This window comes from Baekduia soli (genome assembly GCF_007970665.1).
GTDB lineage: Bacteria > Actinomycetota > Thermoleophilia > Solirubrobacterales > Solirubrobacteraceae > Baekduia > Baekduia soli.
On record NZ_CP042430.1, the window covers coordinates 3,741,828 to 3,759,782 of the forward strand.

The 17,955-nt window shown below is 74.6% G+C and carries 21 protein-coding genes; 8 read left to right on the forward strand and 13 right to left on the reverse strand.

The window, feature by feature from the left end; genetic code table 11:
* Positions 1-152: 152 nt before the first annotated feature.
* Positions 153-2,168: an NAD-dependent DNA ligase LigA gene (gene ligA, locus FSW04_RS18000; protein ID WP_228430545.1), complete on the reverse strand. Its 2,016-nt coding sequence runs from the start codon at positions 2,166-2,168 to the stop codon at positions 153-155.
* A gap of 99 nt (positions 2,169-2,267) precedes the next feature.
* Here ligA and FSW04_RS18005 point away from each other — a divergent pair, with 99 nt between their 5' ends.
* Both FSW04_RS18005 and FSW04_RS18010 read left to right on the forward strand, forming a co-directional pair.
* Positions 2,268-3,269: a sigma-70 family RNA polymerase sigma factor gene (locus tag FSW04_RS18005; protein ID WP_146921648.1), complete on the forward strand. Its 1,002-nt coding sequence runs from the start codon at positions 2,268-2,270 to the stop codon at positions 3,267-3,269.
* Between the two features lie 75 nt (positions 3,270-3,344).
* Positions 3,345-4,145, forward strand: a complete 801-nt coding sequence (locus FSW04_RS18010) for a P1 family peptidase (RefSeq protein ID WP_321167661.1) — start codon at positions 3,345-3,347, stop codon at positions 4,143-4,145.
* Here the strand turns inward: FSW04_RS18010 and FSW04_RS18015 are convergent.
* Positions 4,142-4,573: a hypothetical protein gene (locus FSW04_RS18015; RefSeq protein WP_146921650.1), complete on the reverse strand. Its 432-nt coding sequence runs from the start codon at positions 4,571-4,573 to the stop codon at positions 4,142-4,144. The two genes, FSW04_RS18010 and FSW04_RS18015, sit on opposite strands and share 4 nt — an antisense overlap.
* A 204-nt stretch (positions 4,574-4,777) precedes the next feature.
* Here FSW04_RS18015 and FSW04_RS18020 point away from each other — a divergent pair, with 204 nt between their 5' ends.
* Positions 4,778-6,058, forward strand: coding sequence for a calcium-binding protein (locus FSW04_RS18020; protein ID WP_187368894.1), 1,281 nt, complete (start codon positions 4,778-4,780; stop codon positions 6,056-6,058).
* A 92-nt stretch (positions 6,059-6,150) separates the two neighbouring features.
* On the forward strand, positions 6,151-6,726 hold the full coding sequence (locus FSW04_RS18025; protein ID WP_146921652.1) for an NYN domain-containing protein: 576 nt from the start codon (positions 6,151-6,153) through the stop codon (positions 6,724-6,726).
* Here FSW04_RS18025 and FSW04_RS18030 read toward each other — a convergent pair.
* Both FSW04_RS18030 and FSW04_RS18035 read right to left on the reverse strand, forming a co-directional pair.
* The gene (locus FSW04_RS18030; protein ID WP_146921653.1) at positions 6,723-7,613 is read right to left on the reverse strand and encodes an MYG1 family protein; all 891 of its coding nucleotides are present in this window, start codon (positions 7,611-7,613) and stop codon (positions 6,723-6,725) included. The genes FSW04_RS18025 and FSW04_RS18030 overlap by 4 nt on opposite strands.
* 120 nt (positions 7,614-7,733) lie before the next feature.
* Positions 7,734-8,639 carry a VOC family protein gene (locus FSW04_RS18035; RefSeq protein ID WP_228430546.1) on the reverse strand — a complete coding sequence of 302 codons (906 nt, stop codon included), beginning with the start codon at positions 8,637-8,639 and terminating at the stop codon, positions 7,734-7,736.
* 74 nt (positions 8,640-8,713) lie between these two features.
* On the opposite strand from FSW04_RS18035, the gene FSW04_RS18040 reads away from it, so the two are divergent.
* Entirely contained in the window at positions 8,714-9,502 is a 789-nt protein-coding gene (locus FSW04_RS18040) for an SDR family NAD(P)-dependent oxidoreductase (RefSeq protein WP_228430547.1), read from the forward strand.
* 6 nt (positions 9,503-9,508) lie between these two features.
* On the opposite strand, the gene FSW04_RS18045 is transcribed toward FSW04_RS18040, so the two are convergent.
* Positions 9,509-9,763, reverse strand: coding sequence for a hypothetical protein (locus FSW04_RS18045; RefSeq protein ID WP_146921655.1), 255 nt, complete (start codon positions 9,761-9,763; stop codon positions 9,509-9,511).
* A 97-nt stretch (positions 9,764-9,860) separates the two neighbouring features.
* Between FSW04_RS18045 and FSW04_RS18050 the strand changes: the two genes are divergently transcribed.
* Positions 9,861-10,871 (forward strand): lysylphosphatidylglycerol synthase transmembrane domain-containing protein, encoded by a 1,011-nt coding sequence (locus FSW04_RS18050; protein ID WP_146921656.1) that lies wholly within the window; start codon positions 9,861-9,863, stop codon positions 10,869-10,871.
* A 10-nt stretch (positions 10,872-10,881) separates the two neighbouring features.
* Here FSW04_RS18050 and FSW04_RS18055 read toward each other — a convergent pair whose 3' ends face one another.
* Both FSW04_RS18055 and FSW04_RS18060 read right to left on the reverse strand, forming a co-directional pair.
* On the reverse strand, positions 10,882-11,133 hold the full coding sequence (locus FSW04_RS18055) for a hypothetical protein (RefSeq protein ID WP_146921657.1): 252 nt from the start codon (positions 11,131-11,133) through the stop codon (positions 10,882-10,884).
* Between the two features lie 68 nt (positions 11,134-11,201).
* Positions 11,202-11,471, reverse strand: coding sequence for a DUF2277 domain-containing protein (locus FSW04_RS18060; protein WP_146921658.1), 270 nt, complete (start codon positions 11,469-11,471; stop codon positions 11,202-11,204).
* Positions 11,472-11,509: 38 nt separating this feature from the next.
* On the opposite strand from FSW04_RS18060, the gene FSW04_RS18065 reads away from it, so the two are divergent.
* Positions 11,510-12,070, forward strand: coding sequence for a metallophosphoesterase family protein (locus FSW04_RS18065; protein WP_146921659.1), 561 nt, complete (start codon positions 11,510-11,512; stop codon positions 12,068-12,070).
* Between the two features lie 6 nt (positions 12,071-12,076).
* Here FSW04_RS18065 and FSW04_RS18070 read toward each other — a convergent pair whose 3' ends face one another.
* Both FSW04_RS18070 and FSW04_RS18075 read right to left on the reverse strand, forming a co-directional pair.
* A complete protein-coding gene (locus tag FSW04_RS18070; protein ID WP_146921660.1) occupies positions 12,077-12,493 on the reverse strand; it encodes a TIGR03668 family PPOX class F420-dependent oxidoreductase in 417 nt (138 codons plus the stop codon).
* Positions 12,490-13,329 (reverse strand): LLM class F420-dependent oxidoreductase, encoded by an 840-nt coding sequence (locus tag FSW04_RS18075; RefSeq protein ID WP_146921661.1) that lies wholly within the window; start codon positions 13,327-13,329, stop codon positions 12,490-12,492. The genes FSW04_RS18070 and FSW04_RS18075 overlap by 4 nt, the downstream gene beginning before the upstream one ends.
* A 702-nt stretch (positions 13,330-14,031) precedes the next feature.
* Here FSW04_RS18075 and FSW04_RS18080 point away from each other — a divergent pair.
* A complete protein-coding gene (locus FSW04_RS18080; RefSeq protein WP_187368895.1) occupies positions 14,032-15,159 on the forward strand; it encodes a helix-turn-helix domain-containing protein in 1,128 nt (375 codons plus the stop codon).
* Between the two features lie 33 nt (positions 15,160-15,192).
* Here the strand turns inward: FSW04_RS18080 and FSW04_RS18085 are convergent, their stop codons facing one another.
* From FSW04_RS18085 to FSW04_RS28615, 4 genes are all read right to left on the reverse strand, one after another.
* Complete coding sequence (locus FSW04_RS18085; RefSeq protein WP_146921663.1) at positions 15,193-16,668, reverse strand: DUF190 domain-containing protein; 1,476 nt, start codon at positions 16,666-16,668, stop codon at positions 15,193-15,195.
* Complete coding sequence (crcB, locus tag FSW04_RS18090; RefSeq protein ID WP_228430549.1) at positions 16,665-17,036, reverse strand: fluoride efflux transporter CrcB; 372 nt, start codon at positions 17,034-17,036, stop codon at positions 16,665-16,667. Before crcB (FSW04_RS18090) ends, FSW04_RS18085 begins: the two co-directional genes overlap by 4 nt.
* Entirely contained in the window at positions 17,033-17,425 is a 393-nt protein-coding gene (gene crcB, locus FSW04_RS18095; RefSeq protein ID WP_146921664.1) for a fluoride efflux transporter CrcB, read from the reverse strand. Before crcB (FSW04_RS18095) ends, crcB (FSW04_RS18090) begins: the two co-directional genes overlap by 4 nt.
* A gap of 237 nt (positions 17,426-17,662) precedes the next feature.
* Positions 17,663-17,923: a zinc ribbon domain-containing protein gene (locus FSW04_RS28615; RefSeq protein WP_146921665.1), complete on the reverse strand. Its 261-nt coding sequence runs from the start codon at positions 17,921-17,923 to the stop codon at positions 17,663-17,665.
* Positions 17,924-17,955: the final 32 nt, after the last annotated feature.

Below are 17,955 nucleotides of genomic sequence, written 5' to 3' on the forward strand. Positions count from 1 at the left end.
GGCGCTGCGCGAGCTGTTCTTCCGCAAGGCGCTGCCGGCCCACCAGGGCCGCGTGTGCGCGGCACCGCTGGCCGCCCGGCCACGACGCCGCCGCGGTCGCCGCGCTTCGCGTCGCCGACCTGCCGGACGCCCGCTGCCCGACCGAGCGCGCCTCAGGTCACGCCCGCGTCGGCCAGCCAGGCCCAGAGCCTGGCCTGGTCGACGACCTCGACCCCCAGCTTCTCGGCCTTGGCCGTCTTGGACGCGCCGACGTCGGCGCCCGCGAGCAGGTGGTCGGTGCTCGCCGAGACCGACGAGGCCGCGGTCGCGCCGGCGCTCTCGACCAGGCGGGTGACCTCGGGGCGGCTGACCTTGGCGCCCGACCGCGGGTCGGTGAACGCGCCGGTGATCACGACGGTCGCGCCCTTCAGCGGCGAGTCGCCGGCGGCGGCCACGTCGACGGGCCGGTCCTCGTCCAGGACGTCGAGGACGACGCCGTGGGTGCGCAGCGCCTCGATGTCCGCGCGCACCTCCGGGCGGGCCAGGAACGCGACGATGCTCTCGGCGACCTTGGCGCCGATGTCGCGGACCGCCTCCAGGTCGGCGGCCGTGGCGGCCATGAGGTCCTCGATGCGCTCGTAGCCGGCGAGGCAGAGCCGCTTGGCCACGCCCTCGGACGCCATGGGGATCGCCAGGCCGATGAGCGCGCGGCGCAGGCCGAGGCCCTTGGAGCGCTCGATGGCCGCCACCATGTTGGCGGCGCTGACCTCGCCCATCCGCTCGTAGCCGACGAGCTGCTGCGCGGTGATGGCATAGAAGTCGCTGCGCCGGCGCAGCAGGCCGTCGTCGGCCAGCTTCTCGATCCAGACGTCGCCGACGCCCTCCATGTCGGCCGCCGCGCGCGAGGCCCAGTGCATGAGCCGGCGCGTCGCCTGGGCCGGGCACTGCAGGTTCAGGCACCAGCGCTCCTCCCCCGCGCCGCGCACCTCGAGCTCCGAGTCGCAGGACGGGCAGCGCTCGGGCGGCGCGATGACCTGCTCGCTGCCGTCGCGGTCCTCGGGGATCGAGCGCCCGGCGAACGGGATGACGTCGCCGCGGCGCACGACGGCGACGGTGTCGCCGATGCGCAGGTCGCGCTCGCGGATGAGCCTGGGGTTGTGCAGCGTGACGTTCTCCACGGTCACGCCGCCCACGAACACGGGCGCCACGCGGGCGCGCGGCGGGACCCGGCCGATCTTGCCCACCGGCCACTCGACGGCCAGCAGCTTGGTCAGGCGCTCCTCGGGCGGGTACTTGAACGCGATGGCGCCGCGCGGCTCGGCGCTGGTGGACCCCGCGGCGTCGAAGGCCGCCGGATCGTGCAGGCGCACGACGGCGCCGTCGATGTCGTAGTCCAGGCCGTCGCGCCGGGCACCGATCGCGTGCACGGCCTTCATCACCGAGTCGGCGTCGGCGCAGACGACCTGCGCGGCGGCCTCGATGCCGAGCCCCTGCACGTCGATCGCGGCGCCGTCGCGGTCGGCGCCGAAGGCGACGAAGCGCAGCAGTCGGCCGCCGGCCGCGGCGGCCTCGGGGTCCTTCTGCATCAGCGTCCCGGCGGCGCCGCTGCGCGGGTTGGTCAGCGGCCGCTCGGGATGGGTGTCGTTGTAGGCCGTCCACGTCGAGCGCGTCATGACCGCCTCGCCGCGCACCTCCACCCGGCCGGGCGCGTCGACGCGGGCCGGCAGCTCCGGGATGACGTGGCGCACCTTGTCGGTGACGAGCTCGCCCACCTCGCCGTTGCCGCGCGTGGCGACGTGCTCGAGCTCCCCGTCGCGGTACACGACGCTCAGCGACAGGCCGTCGAGCTTCTCCGAGACCCGGAAGGCCTGGCCGGCGAAGCGCTCGCAGAACGCCCGGATCTGCTCCTCCCCGGTCGCCTTGGCCAGCGAGAGCATCGGGCGGGCGTGGCGGATCGTCGGCCCGGTGAGCTGCGACGGCGCGTTGACGCGCCCCAGCGGGCTGTCGGCCGGCTCCAGCGCGGGGTGCTCGGCGACCAGGACGGCCAGCTCGTCCTTGAGCGCGTCGTAGTCGGCATCGGGCAGGGGGCTGTCCCCGGCGCCGTAGTAGAGGTCGTTGAGCCGGCGCACCTCCGCGGCCAGCTCGTCGATGCGGGCGCGGGCGGCCTCGGGGGATCGCTTGGGCGGCACGCCCCCGATCCTGAAGGACGGGGCGGCCGGAGCGAGCAACGAGCGCCCGGAGGCTGAGAAGGGCATGCCGGCGACGGGCGCACGACCTAGGATGGGCCGATGGCCACCCGTATCGATGCACCCGCGACGCAGGCCCGGCCCGCCGACCACGCGCTGGAGGCCGAGCTCGAGCGCCACCGGCGCGAGCTGACGGGCTACAGCTACCGCATGCTGGGCTCCTGGTTCGAGGCCGAGGACGCCGTGCAGGAGACGATGGTGCGCGCGTGGCGCAGCCTCGATGCGCTGCAGGCGCGCCCGGCCCTGCGCTCGTGGCTGTACCGGATCGCCACGAACGTCTGCGTCGACATGCTCCAGAGCCCGCAGCGGCGGGCGCGCCCCATGGACCTCGTCGAGTCCACGACCGCCGACTCCGCGCTGCCCGTGCCGCTGCCCGAGTCGGCCTGGGTCCAGCCCGTGCCCGACGGCCAGGTGCTGGCCTCCGACGGCGACCCGGCCGAGGTCGCCGCGGCGCGCGAGACGATCCGCCTGGCGTTCGTGGCCGCGCTCCAGCACCTCCCGGCGCGCCAGCGCGCGGTCCTCATCCTGCGCGAGGTGCTGCGCTGGCAGGCCTCCGAGGTCGCCGAGCTGCTCGACACCACCACGGCGTCGGTCAACAGCGCGCTGCAGCGCGCGCGGGCCACGCTCGACGCCCTGGACCTCGACAGCGCCGCCCCGCTGAGCGTCGACGACGACGAGCAGGCCGCGCTGCTGGCCCGCTACGTCGACTGCTTCGAGCGCTACGACATCACCGCGCTGGTCTCCCTGCTGCACGAGGACGCGACGTTCTCCATGCCGCCGCACCCGATGTGGCTGCGCGGCCCGGAGGAGGTCGCGGGCTGGATGCTCGGGACGGGCGCCGGCTGCGAGGGCTCGAGGCTGATCCCGACGCGCGCCAACGGGTGCCCGGCCGTCGCGATCTACAAGCCGGCCGGGCCCGGCGTGCACGAGCCGTTCAACATCGCGCTGCTCGAGATCTCGGGCGGCCGGATCGCGGCCATCCACCACTACCTGTTCCCCGAGCTGTTCGAGGCCTTCGGGCTGCCGACCCGGCTCGAGGCCTAGGGCCCGGCCACGCTCCCCGAGGGCATCTCGGTCGGGCACTGGACCGACCCCCGAGGCCGGACGGGCTGCACCGTCGTGCTGGCCCCGGCCGGCGCCGTGGCGGGCGCCGACGTCCGCGGCGGCGCGCCGGGAACGCTGGGCACCGACGCGCTGCGGCCCGGGATGCTCGTGCAGGAGGCCCACGCGATCCTGCTGACCGGCGGCAGCGCGTTCGGGCTCGACGCGGCGGCCGGCGTCATGGCCCACCTCGAGCAGGGCGGCCACGGCCTGGCCATCGGCCCCGTGCGCGTCCCCATCGTCGCCGGCGCGGTGATCTTCGACCTTCTCACGAGCGACGCGTCGGCCCGGCCCGGCGCCGCGGCGGGCACGGCGGCCTGCCGCGCCGCGACGCGCGAGCCCGCCGTCGGCGCGGTCGGGGCGGGCACCGGCGCCACGGTGGCCAAGGCCGCCGGCGCGGCGGGCACGGCGCCCGGCGGCTTCGGCCTGGCCGGCGCGCGGGCCGGCGACGCGACCGTCGCGGCGGCGATGGTCGCCAACGGCGTCGGCGGCGTCTGGGACGACGAGCGCCACACGTGGATCGCGCCGCTGGCCGGCTGGGATCACGCGTCCGGCCTCATGCCGGGCGCCAACACGACGATCGGCGTCGTGGTCACCGACGCGCGGCTGACCAAGGAGCAGGCCAACCGCGTGGCGACCGTCGCCCACGACGGGATCGCGCGCGCCGTGCGCCCGGCGCACACCCGCTACGACGGCGACACGATGTTCTGCCTGGCCACGGGCGCCGTCGACGCGCCCGCCGACGCCGTGGAGGCCGTCGCCGCGCAGGTCGTGGCCGCGGCGATCGCCGCGGGCGTGCGCGCCGCGGGCGCCGCCTAGCCGGCGGCCAGCAGCCGCGGACGCAGGTCGTGCGCCCAGTCCCAGCAGGTCACGACGGGCAGGGCCTCGGCCACGGCGGCGCGCAGCGCGCGGTCCTCGGTGACCAACGGGACGGCTGCCAGGGCCGCGGCGGAGGCGATGCGCGCGTCGTCGCGGTCCACCCCGGGCGCCGCGCGCAGCCGGGCCAGCATCAGGGCGTGCGCGGGGTCGTCCTCGTCGGGCCCCGGCACGACGAGCACCCGGACGCGGCGCAGGGCGACGCGGCGGGCCGGGTCGGGCGTGGCGGCGATCTGCAGCACGCTCTCGTGGGCGGCCAGCAGCTGCACGCGGCCGGCCGACGTCGCCCGGTCCACCCGCGCGGTCAGGCCCTCCTCGGCGGCGATCGCGTCGAAGATCATCGAGTCGATGAGGCACCGCAGGACCGTCACGACCGCCGATCATGGCCGATGCCCGGACACGGGCTCCCGGCCATAGGTCCGGGTCGCGTCACCCCGGGCGCTGAGCGGCTCTGCCCAAGGTCTAGGTTTCGGCGCGATCGCGTGACCGGGGGCGCGCCGACTGCCACCATGGCGCCGCGACGCTGTCCTACGCAACGCTCGGCAAGGAGCCCTTTGAGGATGCACACCCGTTCGATGCTCGCGGCCACCGCCCTGGCCGCCGCGGTGACCGGCCTGACGGCCCAGGCGGCCATGGCCGGGACCGTCAGGACCCAGAGCGTCTCCGGCGTCCAGCGCCTGGAGTTCAGCGACACCGTCATCAGGAACGGCGTCAACGTCGGTGAGCCCAACGCGCTGACGGTCACGCTGGCGGGCGGCGTCTACACGGTCACCGACACCAGGACCGCCCCGACCGCCGGGCCCGGCTGCGCCCCGGCCGGAGCGCACGCGGTCAGCTGCCCCGCGGCCGCCATCAGCCTGCTCGCCTTCCCGCTCGGGCCCCAGAACGACACGTTCAACAACCAGACCCCCACCCCGGCCCGGATCACGAGCGGCCTGGGCAGCGACACCATCATCAACTCGGGCAACGGCGACGACGTCATCGACATCGCCGGCAACGAGATCGACTTCGTGACCTCCTGCGGCGCGGGCAACGACACGGTGCACATCGACCGCCGCGACACCGTGGCGGCCGGCTCGGGCTGCGAGACCATCAACGGCGTGACCACCCCGACGCCGCCCAGCGGCGACGGCACGCCCACCCCGACGGGGCCGAGCACCCCGCCCGTGCAGGCGTCGCCGCCCGGCACGACCGCCCCGGTCTCGGCCGAGTCGATCCCGCCGACCAACAAGCCCGGCGCCTGCCGCGTGCTCTACCTCGGCACGCCCGGCGTCGACCGCATCCTCGGCTCCAACGACGGTGACCTCGAGTTCGGCTTCGGCGGCAACGACTACCTCGACGGCCAGGCCGGCGACGACTGCCTGTACGGCAACGACGGCAACGACACGGTCATCGGCGACGACGGGCTCGACCTGCTCGTCGGCGGCGCCGGCGCCGACAGGCTCTACGGCGGCAACGGCAACGACCGCGAGTACGGCAACGCCGGCTCGGACAAGCTGTACGGCAACAACGGCGACGACCGGCTCTCCGCCGCCGCCGGCAACGACCAGGCCTACGGCGGCGCCGGCAACGACGCGCTCTACGGGGCCACGGGCAAGGACCGCCTCTCCGGCGGGACGGGCCGCGACCACCTGTCGGGCGGCAGCGGCGCCGACCAGCTGTTCGGCGGCGCGGGCAACGACGTGATCCTGGCCGGCAGCGGCCGCGACCTCGTCAGCGCCGGCGCGGGCAACGACCACATCAGCGCCCACGACCACGAGCGCGACATCGTGCGCTGCGGCGCCGGCAGCGACCACGTCGTCGCCGACCACATCGACGTGCTCGAGGGCTGCGAGCACGTCACCTACCGCAACTAGCGCCCGCAGGGCCCCCGCCCGCGTCCGCCGGCCGTCACCCGACGGCCGGCGGGCGCCGCGGCGTGCGGGGCGCGATCCCCTAGGCTCGCGGCGTGGACGCATCCCCGGCCCCCGAGACGTTCCTGCTCGTCGACGGCGAGAACATCGACGCGACGCTGGGCGGCAGCCTGCTGGGCCGCCGCCCCGCGCCCGAGGAGCGCCCCCGCTGGGACCGCGTGCTCGAGCACGCCCGCTCGGTCTGGGACCAGCCCGTGCGCGGGCTCTTCTTCCTCAACGGCTCCGGGCACCTGCCCATGTCGTTCGTGCAGGCGCTGGCGGCGCTGGACTACCGCCCCGTGCTGCTCAGCGGCCCGGCCGAGGTCAAGGTCGTCGACGTCGCGATCCAGCGCACGCTCGACGCACTGGCCCAGCGGGCCGCCGGCGACGTGCTGCTGGCCAGCCACGACGGGGACTTCGCGCCCCAGGTGGCCGCGCTGCTCACCGATCCCGGGCGGCGCGTCGGCGTGCTGGGCTTCCGCGAGCTCATCAGCGGCGCGCTGGCCGAGCTGACGGCCGATGGCCTGGCGCTCTACGACCTCGAGGACGACGTCGGGGCGTTCACGGTGACGCTGCCGCGCGTGCGCGTCATCCCCATCGAGCGCTTCGACCCCTGGACGCTGCTGGGCTAGGCGCCGTCGCCGTCCAGCGCGAGCGTGGCGAGGGCCATGATCGCCTCGCGCGTGCGGGCCGAGACGTAGAAGCGCGCCGGGTGGCAGAACATCGCGCCGGGCACGCCGGTGGCCTCGGCCAGCGCGTCGTCGCTCAGTCCGGCCCAGGCGGCGGGCAGGTCGCGCCGGTTGGCGAAGTCACCGGCCTTGACCGGGACGGCCTGCATGCCCCAGCCGTCGGACTTGGGGTAGACGACGTACAGCGCGCCGGGCGCCCCGGCCACGACGAGCTCCCGCCACGGCATGTTGCGGTCCAGCTCGACGATGCGCGGGTCCTGGGCGCGGGCGATCGCGTCGCGCACGAGCCGCCGCGCCCGGCCGAAGGCCGCCGCGCCGGCCAGCTCGCGCTCCAGGATGCCCTCGGCGACGTCGACGGCCTGCGCGAAGCGCGCGTCCTGGGCGGCGTCGTCGAGCTCCTCGTCCCAGGCCGGGTTCATCGCGGCGACCACCCCGCTGACGGTCATGGGCCGCACGTCGCCGACCTCGGAGCGCACGATGGTCTGGCCCGTGTCGTTGGCGTCGACGCCCTGCACGAGACGCTCGTCGATCGACGCCGCGGCCTCCTCGTCGCCCCCGGCCAGCGCGACGCCGTGCGCGCGCCACACCAGGCCGAAGCTCGCGTAGCGGATGCCGTTGGGCCGCTCGCCGGCGCCGCCGCGCTGGTGGTGGTCGAAGTCGCCGGTCGCGGGATCCGAGCGGCCGCCCACGTCGACCCGGACGTCGGCGGCCGCGACCACCGCCTCGTCGCGGCTGCGCACGAGCTCCAGCGGGCCCACGGCCAGCCGCAGCGCGGCGATGGCGAAGACGTCGTCGGCGTGGAAGTTGCCGGGATGGGTCACGACCTGCATGACCCCCAACGTAGCCGGGCGGGCGCGGCGGGCGCCCCGCGGTCACCTTGACCGTTCATATGCACGTCAAGGCGACCACGACCGTCACGGAACGCGCACACGCCACGCGGCGCGCCCGGGTCACGCAGGCGCCGAGGCGAGCACCACCGGGTTGCCCGACGGGTCGTTCAGCAGGTGCCCGCCGTCGACGGGCTCGGCGGGCGCGCCGGCGGCGGCCACCCGGTCCAGCGTCGCCTGCAGGGCCGGACCGGCGGGGAGCACGACGGTCATCCGGCGCAGCGTCGCGCTGCCCTGCGGCGCCGGACCCGCGCCGGCGCTCTCCCACGAGTTGGCCCCGATGTGATGGTGGTAGCCGCCGGCGGCCAGGAACGCCGCCTGGCGCCCGAGCTGGGCCATGAGGCCGAAGCCCAGCGTGTCGCAGTAGAACGCCACGGCCGCGGGCACGTCGGCGACGCGCAGGTGCACGTGGCCCATCACCGTCCCGGCCGCGAGCGCGTCGAACGGCTCGCGGGCCGGGTCGGCCAGCTCCCCGAGCAGCCCGTCGACGTCGAGCGCCATCGTCGTCATGCGCTCGCCCACGCGGCCCTCCCACACCTCGCGGGGACGGTCCCAGTAGACCTCGATGCCGTGCCCGTCGGGGTCGGAGAGGTAGATCGCCTCGCTGACGAAGTGGTCGGCCATCCCGGCCAGCGCCACGCGGGTGCGCGCGGCGTGCGCCAGCCAGGCGGCCAGGTCGCGGCGCGCGGGCACCAGCAGCGCGAAGTGGTACAGGCCGGTGGCCCGGCCCACGGGCGGGGCGCCGGGGACCTCGTCGAGGACGAGCAGGTCCTCCCCGCCGGTGCCCAGCGCGGCGCGCGCACCCTCGCGGCGGTGCACCCGTAGCCCGAGCGACGTCTCGTACCAGGCCACGGAGCGTCCGAGGTCGGCGACGACCAGGCCCACCGGCCCCATGCGCGTCCCCGGCGCGATCGCGGCGTGCAGCGCGTGGGCGGAGGCGTCGAGCTCCTCGGGATCGCGGGGCACCATGGGCACATCCCACCACACCGGCGCCTCCGTGCACCGTCGCTTCCGCCAGGGCGGCCGGGGATAGCCTGGCCGGCATGCTCGAGGACAAGGTGTGCGTCGTGACCGGGTCGGGGCGCGGCATCGGCCGCGCCACCGCGGTCGAGATGGCCCGGCGGGGCGCCAAGGTCGTGGTCTCCGACGTGGGCGAGAACGCCGACGAGACGCTCGAGGCCGTCCGCGACGCCGGCGGCGACGCGATCTACATCCGCTGCGACATCACGCGCTTCGACGAGGTCAAGGCGCTGATGGACGGCGCGGCCGAGCACTTCGGCGGCATCGACGTCCTGCACAACAACGCCGGCGTCCACGAGTCCGACCTGCACGGCTCCAGCACCGTCGACACGCTGCCCGACGAGATCTGGGAGCTCGTCTTCAACGTCAACATCCGCGGCGTCTTCTGGACCACCAAGGCGGCGGCGCCCCACCTGCGCGCGTCGACGCGCGGCCCGTCCATCGTCAACTGCGCCTCGACGGGCGGCCTGCTCGGCTACCCCAACTCGTCGGCCTACTGCGCGTCCAAGGGCGCCGTCGTCAACTTCACGCGCGCGACCGCCGTCGACCTCGCCGCCGACGGGGTGCGCTGCAACTGCTACTGCCCCGGCAGCGTCCAGACTCCGATGATCGAGGGCTTCATGGCGGCCGCGGCCGACGACCCGTCGGCGATGAGCGGCCTCGTGGGCGCCCAGCTCATCGACCGCATCGGGCAGCCGGAGGAGATCGCCCGACTCGTGTGCTTCCTGGCCTCCGACGACGCCTCGTTCATCAACGGCGCGGTCTACGTCATCGACGGCGGCAAGCTCGCCTGGCGCGGCACGCGCGGCTGAGCCCGCTCACCCCGCCAGCAGGCGGGCGAGCTCGGGATGCTCGTCCAGCAGCCCGGCCAGCACGCCCGCCAGCTCGGGCGTCAGGAAGACCCCGACACGCTCGCCGTCGCGCCGGGCGTCGGCCCACGTGTCGCGCAGCGCCAGGCGCTCACGCAGCCCCGCGGCGCCCGCGCCGGCGTCGCGCGCGGCGGGCTCGACCACGCCGTCGCGCAGGGCCTGCCACGCGGCGGCGGTCATCCACAGGGGCTCCCAGGCGGCCATGGCCCCAGCCTAGGCGGCGGGGCGGGTAGCCGCACCGCCGGGACGGGTGCCGTCACGGCTGCCCGGCGTGCGGCGCGCCGTGACACTGGGAGGATCCATGCTCGCCCCGTCCTCCCCACTGCCCGTCAAGGGCCCGGACGCCGCCACGATCGCGCGGCGCGCGCTGGTGGCGCTGGCGCTGGCCGGGGCCGCGGCCGTCGCGCTGGTGCTGGCCGGTCGCCCGGCGCGGGCGATCGGCGACGCGCTGGACCGGGCGCTGCACGCCGACGCGCGCTGGGTGGCGGCCGCCGCCGGCTTCGAGGTCCTGTCCTTCGCGGGCTACGTCGTGCTGCTCTGGCTCGTCACCGGGCGGGCGACCCCGCGGATGGACCTGCGCGCCAGCGTCCAGGTGACGCTCGGCGGGGCTGCCGCGACGCGCCTGATGCCGACCGGCGGCGTGGGCGGCGCCGCGCTGACGCTGTGGATCCTGCGCCGCACCGGCCTGGACGCCCGGCGCGCGGGCCGCACGCTGCTGACGTTTCTCGTCCTGCTCTACGCCGTGTTCCTGGCGTCCATCGCGGTCTCCGGCGCGCTGCTGGCCGCGGGGGTCGGCGCCGTGCGCGGCCCGCTCGGCCTGACCGCCGTGCCGGCCGCCCTGGCGACGGCCGGGATCCTCGTGCCGCTGGGCCTGGGGCTCGCGCACCGCGAGGACGCGGTGCCCGCCACGGGACGGGTGCGCTCCCTCGCTCGCCTGCTCGGCGCGGCCGTGCACGACGCGCTGGGCCTCGCCCGCCGGGCCGACCCGCGCCTGCTCGGCGCCCTGGCCTGGTGGACGTTCGACGCCGCCGTGCTGTGGGCCATGCTCGACGCGTTCGGCGCCGCGGTGCCGTTCGCCGTCGTCGTGCTGGCCTACTTCGTCGGCCAGGCCGGCAACCTCGTGCCGGTGCCCGGCGCGGTCAGCGGCGGGATCGCGGGCGTGCTGCTGGCCTTCGGCGTGGACGCCGACCTCGCCCTGGTCTCCGTGCTCGGCTACCGCGCCGTGGCGATCTGGCTTCCGGCGCCGTTCGGCCTGCTCGCCCTCGGCGCGCTGCGCCACACCGTCGCGCGCTGGGCGCCCGCGGCGGCCTGAGCGCGGCGGCTCAGTCCGACCACAGCGCGAGGTGCACGCCGACGGCGGCCGGGTCAATGCCGGTCCCGCGGCACGCGCCCTCGACGAGCCGCCCGGCCCGCGCGACGGCCGCCTGGTCATCGTCGGCGTCGGGGAGCCGGAGCATCACGTCCTGGGCGTCCTGCTCCATCGACTCCCGGCCCGGCAGCGTGAACGAGCGCAGCTGGGCCGTGACGATCTCGCGGTCCTCGTCGGACTCGAAGGTCAGGTAGACGTCGGCCATCCCATGATCCTCGCAGCCGCGCCAAGCGCGCGCGGCGCGCATCGCGTCCGAGCCGCTCGAGCCCGCCCTCAGGCGGCGTAGCGGCTCGCCGCGCGGGCCCGGGCCTTGGCGGCCTCGACCTCACGGTCCTTGGGCGGCGCGGAGGTCACGAGCGCGTCGAGCAGGTGCCGGGAGGCGTGGGCGATCTCGGCCACGGCGCGGTTGAAGGCCTCCGCGTTGGCCTGCGACGGCTTCGTGAAGCCGCTGATCTTGCGGACGTACTGCAGGGCCGCGTCGTGGACCTCCTCGTCGGTGGCCGGCGGCGCGAAGTTGTGGAGCGGGCGGATGTTGCGGCACATGGCGCAAGCGTAGACGGCGTCTGTGCTCAACTGGGGCGATGCGTCTGCTCGTGGTCGCAGACCAAGCGCCCCATCTCCCCCTCCCCGCCCTCGTCCGCGCGCATGCGCCCGACGCCGTGGTCACGCTCGGGGACCTGGCGGCCGACGTCCTGGATCCCCTGTGGCGCTACGAGGTGCCCATCCTCGGCGTCTACGGCAACCACGACGACGGCCGCTACCTCGGCGCCGCCAACACCACCGACCTGCACCTGGCCACGGCGACGCTCGGCGGCCTGACGTTCACGGGCTTCCAGGGCTGCGTGCGCTACAAGCGCGGCGCGCCGCTGCAGTACAGCCAGCGCGAGGCCTCGCGCCTGGCCCGCGGCCTGCCGCGCGCCGACGTCCTGGTGACCCACTCGCCGCCGCGCGGGGTCCACGAGGAGCCCGGCGATCGCGCCCACGAGGGCTTCGACGGGCTGCGGGCCTACGTCGAGGCCGTCCAGCCGCGCCTGCACCTGCACGGCCACACGCCCGCCCCGCCCCGGGCCACGGTGCGCATCGGCGCCACGCCGGTCATGCACGTCGTGGGCCACCGCCTCGTCGAGCTGCCCGGCGGCTGACCTGGCTCAGCCCGCGGCGGCCCACCCCGACCAGCGCCGCACGTCGACGGCGAGCACCGGGCCGGCGGGCGGGACCTCGCGGTAGGGCGCGTAGCGCCCAGCCAGCAGCCCGACGGCGAGCTCGCCCTCCGGCGCGGCGGCGTCCAGGACGCGGGCCTCGCCGTCGGCGCGCGCCCACCACAGCCGCCCCCAGTCCTCGTCGTAGACGTCGGCCAGCACGCTGACCTGCGGGTTGGCGGCCACGTTGGCCAGGCGCCGCAGCGCCCGGGTGCGCTTGGGCTTGTGGTCGACGGCGTGGTAGATCGTCTCGCCCGCCACGGCGAACGTGATCGGCACGAGGTGCGGCCGTCCCTGGGCGTCGGCGGTGGCCAGGCGCGCGACCCGCGCGGCGGCGAGGCGGTCGCGGGCCTGGGCGGCGGTCATTCGCCGTTGAGCTCGCGGACCGCGCCCTCGAAGGCGTCCAGGGTGCGCTCGACCTCGCCACGCGCCGCCGAGGGGACCCAGCACACCGCGCGCGCGACGCCCGCCTCGCGCATGCGCTCGAGCTCGCGGGGATCGGCGGGGGCGCCGAACATGATGACCGGGATCGTGCGGCCCGCCGCCTCGGCGCGCTCGCGCAGCTCGGGCATGCGGTCCAGGACGTCGCCGCGGTTGTGGTTGGGGAACCACGCGTCGCCGAAGGCCAGGACGCGGTCCAGCACCGTCGGGCCGTTGCCGCCGACGAGGATCGGCGGGTGCGGCCACTGCGCGGGCTTGGGCCAGGACCACATCGGGTCGAAGTCGACGTGCTTGCCGTGGTAGCTGGCCTCGTCCTGGGTCCAGATGGCCTTCATCGCCTCGACGCGCTCGCGCAGGATCGCCATGCGCACGCGGGCGTCCGTGCCGTGGTCGGCCATCTCCTCCCGGTTCCAGCCGGCGCCGACGCCGAACTCGAAGCGCCCGCCGGAGAGGTGGTCGATGCTGGCGACCTCCTTGGCGGTGTGGATCGGGTCGCGCTGGATGACCAGGCAGATCGCGCTGGCGATGCGCAGCCGCGTCGTGGCGACGGCCGCGGCGGTCAGCGCGACGAACAGGTCGTAGGTGTGGAAGTACTTGCGCGGCAGCGGGCCGCCGCCGGGGTACGGACTCTCGCGGCTGACGGGGATGTGCGAGTGCTCCGGGAAGTACAGCCCCGCGTGCCCGCGCTCCTCGACCAGGCGGGCGATCTCGCCGGGTCCGATCGCGTCGTGGGTGGGGAAGAAGCCGACTCCGGTGTCCATGGGCAGAGCCTAGTGTCATGGTGGTTGCCGCGGTCCTGGCCGGAGTTCGATCCACCCGCTGGTGGCTGCGGTCAAAGGGCAGACCGGCTGCGGATCAGGGTGCCGGTGGCGCCACGCGAGCGGGTGACGCGGCGCCGCCCGCTCCACTCGTGAGTGCGCGCCGCTTCCAGCCGGCTTGCCGCCGTCAACGATCAGATACTCGCCCGGATCGGGCGGTGATCCCTTGGGGCGGGCTGGGGATACCAGACATCGCCCCGCGGAACCGGCGAGCCGGCCTGACTTGCGCACAAGCACGAGGTTCATCATCACCACGTGCTCTGAGACGCTGATGCTGTTGGAGAGGTTCACCTCCGCAACGGTGAGGCCGTCCTGGCGATCCGCTCCGCGGTCAGATGTCCGAGGGTCGTGAACCGGCCGTGCCTTCGTGCCGACCGCCCAGCGACCGCTGTGGTGCCGTGCGGCATCCGGCTGCCCGATCTCTCATGCACGACGTCGGGCTTGGCGGCTGCTCTATCTCCCCTCCTCGCACCTGCGCTGATATTCGGGTCTCCTCGGCTTCTCCACGCGACCGTCCCGATCGTCTAGGTTCGTGAAGCGGTGCTGTCAGACCCTCTGTCGATCCGGTACGACGAGTGTCTCGTCTGCGACGACGAGCGTTTGTCCTGAGCAGCGATGCTCGATCGTGATGGTCCTGAACGGAGGGTGAGCACCGGCGTCCCGGCCCTCGACGACGTACTCGGGGGGCTGTTCTGGGGGGACAACGTCGTGTGGGAGTTGGACGGCGCCTCGGCCGACCCGTTCTACCGGGCCATCCTGCGCCTCGAGGATGCCTTCGATGCGAGCACGTGGATCGCAGTCCGCGGTGCGCCCAGCCGGCTCGTACCGGACTTCCCACGACTCGAGACCGTCGGCATCTCGCCCGAGTACACGTCGATCGAGCCGAGCGACCTGCTGCGCGAGATCCGCAGTCGGTGCGAAGCCGGCAAGCGCAACCTGCTGCTGTTCGCGCCTCTGGATCGGATGGTGTGCGCGTGGGGCGCCGAGCTCACGCGCGGCTTCTTCGCGCGCTGCTGTCCGCTGCTGCTCGACGTGGGAGCCATCGCCTACTGGTCGATGGATCTGCGGGAGACGCCTGCGGCGGTTCAGGACACCGTCGAGGCGGTGACGCAATGCGTGCTGCATCTGGACAAGCACAGCGTGCGCGTGGCCAAGGCCGAGGGCCGCGATCCGAGCGTCAGGGGCTCGCTGCTGCACTGGCACGACGAACAGGAGGGCCCCGTCCTCTTCGAGGCCGACGTCATCGGTCGGGTGGCAGCGTCGCTGCGGACGCTGCGGCGATCCCGCAACATCACACAACGACAGCTGGCGCAGACGGCAGGGGTGACGTCAAGTGCGATCTCGCAGGCCGAGCGGGCCGAGCGCGGTCTATCGCTGACGACGCTCGTACGCTTGAGCTCGGAGCTCGGACTGACGGTGGACGACCTGCTCCACGGCGAAGACCCGTCGACCTATCAGATCGGACGACGCATCGGGGACCCGCGCCGCGCCCCCGAGCCCGCCATCACCCTGCTCGGAGGGGTCGGGTCCGAGGTGAGAGTCGATCTGGTGCATCTTGCCGCTCGACAGGCCGGAGCGCCGATTGGACGCCACAGCGGCCGGGGGATCGTTGCGGTGTCGTGCGGGCTCGTCCAGGTTGGGTTGGGGAACCATACGCCGACGATCCGCGGCGGCGAAGTACTGGTCGCCGATTGCGCGCACATCGATGGCTGGCGCAACCTCGGCGACCGCGAGGCCGTTCTGTTCTGGATCGCCATCGCAGAGCGCGCGTGAGCTGCGATCGTCCGGCTGGCTCGCGGTACCCGGTCACCGCGTCCGGCGCAGCGTCACGAGCGACCGAGTGCCCCGTGGCGCCCGGGCGAGGAGCTCCATCTTCATGATCGAGCCATGCGGGACGATCACGGCCCGTGGCGGAAGGCGACCGCCGCCGGGGACCTTCAGCAGCTCGTCGTAGTGCTCGGGGTGGGGATACAGGGTGAGAAACCCGTCGCCCGGTCCGGCCTCGACGGCGAACAGGAAGAACTGCTCGCCGTCGGCCAGCGTCACGCGCACGATCGGCTCGCGGCCTCCGCGCTGGCGGGTGAACTCCTGCACCCGGCCGAGGAGCGCGTCCAGCCAGCCCGACTCCTCCGCGCGCATCTCCCCGCCCGCCATCCTGTCGAGCGCCGCCTCACCGCCAACGTCCTCCGAGGGTCGCCGGCTCACGGTGGCCTCCTCGGCCACGTCGAGGCTGCCGTGGACGGTCTCGCCCGAGCGCTCCCGGTAGCCGGGCACGAGCAGCGAGGTCACGATCCCGTGGTGCGCGGTCAGCTCATCGATGACGGGCCAGACCTCGGCCACCTTCTCGGGACGATCGATGTACACCGTGTAGGTCGGCCGGTCGCTCTTCACGCGGCCGAGTCTGTCGCCGTGCGGCTCCTCGTCGCTGGAGAAACCCCAGTCGCCGAGGATCGTGGTGGCGCCCGCGGCGCCGACCTCACGTAGGCGCCGGGTCAGCTCGCTGTAGAGCGCCCGACCATTGACCTCCGCCGTCCGCCGCGTGTACACGCGGATCGCCTGCCACACGTCCCGACGCGACCCATGCCCGTTCGCCACGCACGGCGGGGGCTCCAGCAGTTCGCCGTCGTGCTTGACCTGCGCGATGCCCTCGAGCGTCACCACCGGCTCGACGAACAGCTCGTGCAGGTGCGCCAGCGATCGTCGCAGCAGCGCGGGCGGTCCGACCGCGACGATCACCATCGGCGTGTTGCTGTTGGTCGCAAAGAGCCGTGCCCGTTGGCGGCGGCCACCGAGCAGCCCGTCCACGCCGGGCAGCACGATCGCTCCGGGGGCGCCGTGGCGCCTCAGCAGCGCCACGGCCTCGCGGTACGCGGGACGGCCGCCGACCCGCTCGCCCGCGCCGCAGAAGATCGTGAGCTTCGCGGCCCTGCCCGGCCCTTCCGGGAACTCGGCGCCGGCCACGTCGGCGCCGGTGGCCAGGCGCGCCCGCTCGAGCGTCACCAGGCCGCGAGGCACGGCCCGGTCGACGTCCTCCAGCGCGCCGCGGATGCGGTCGGGGGCATCCACCGCCACCGCCAGCAGCGGCAGGTCCGTGGAGATGTCGGGGAAGCGCTCGGCGTGGATGCGACGATTGAGTCCGAACCCCTCGATCCCCCGCAGCAGCACGGTGCACGTGAGCCCGTGCTCGGCCAAGCCGCCCATCAGGGCGTCGCTGGCCAGCATGGATCCGATGGTGAGCGACTCGCCGAAGTAGACCGAGAGCTTCAGGGCGTCGGTGATCATCGGATCGCGTGCCCGATGATCCACCCCAGCCCGGTGGTGGCCAGGCCGGCGAGCATCGATCCGAGCAGGTACAGCCACATCGTCGCCCAGTCGCCGTCCTCGCCCAGGCGCTGGGCCTCCACCATCCACGTCGAGAACGTCGTATAGGCACCCAGGAGGCCGGTGCCGAACACCAGCAGCACGTCGCCGTGCACGGCGAGGCCCGTGAGCAGCCCGAGAACCGAGCCGCCCGTGAGGTTCACGACGAACGTGCCGAAGGGGAAGTCGCTCGGGCGGCGCGACGTGACCACGCCGGCCACGGAGAACCGCGCATAGGCACCGAGCGCGCCGAACACGCCGACGCCGATCCAGGTCAGCACGGTGATCATCCGTAGCGACGCCTCCGGGCGATCACGGTCGCGACGGCCGCCAGCACCATCCCGGCGACGAGCGAGGCCGCGGCGTAGCCGAACGCCAGCCCGACGTGGCCGCCCTTGGCCAGCGTGATGGTCTCGACCTGGAAGGTCGAGAAGGTCGTGAGCGCGCCGCAGAAGCCGGTGCCGATCAGCAACCGCCAGTAGCGCGTCGGCGCGACCATCTCGGAGAGCCGGGTCGTCACCCAGGCGAGCACCAGCACGCCCGCGATGTTCACGGCGAACGTCGCCCACGGCCATCCGCCCGAGCCGTGCGGGACGGCCTTGGACATCCCCGCGCGCGCGAGCGCGCCGACCGCGCCCCCGGCGAGGATCGAGAGCACGCGCAGCCGGGCCACGGTCATGGCGCCGGACCGACCTCGTCGGTCCATGACCGCCTTCCCCGGCGTCGCCCCGCCGGGCGGTCGCGTGAGTGTGCTCCGACAGGCGCATGCCGTCTCACGCGTCCATCTTCCCTGCTTCCGGGCCCGCCGTCAGAGACGACGGGCCCAGATCACCCGGCGATCCATCGCCCGGTCAGCCGCATCAGGCCGACCTCCAGGGCCATGGTCATGGCCTGGGCAGCCGCCGGAGCGTCGGGGTCAGGGGGAGCACCGGCGTGCGCTTGCGTGCGCCGGCCGGGGCAGCGAGGTCACGATCTCCGGCTCGTGCCGGCTCTTCTCGGCGTGCTCGATCGCAGCGACCAGCGCCCTTGGCGCGGAGGACGAGAGCATGGGCTTCGAGAACACCCGTCTCGCATCGCCCCGGCACAAGGGGCACGCGACCGACTCCGGCGCCGTACCGATCGGCCGCGTGATGTCGAATGCCCCGTCCCGGTCGCATTGATACTCATAGAAGGCCAAGGCGGTCCTTTCGTCTGGCGATTGCCCACGCC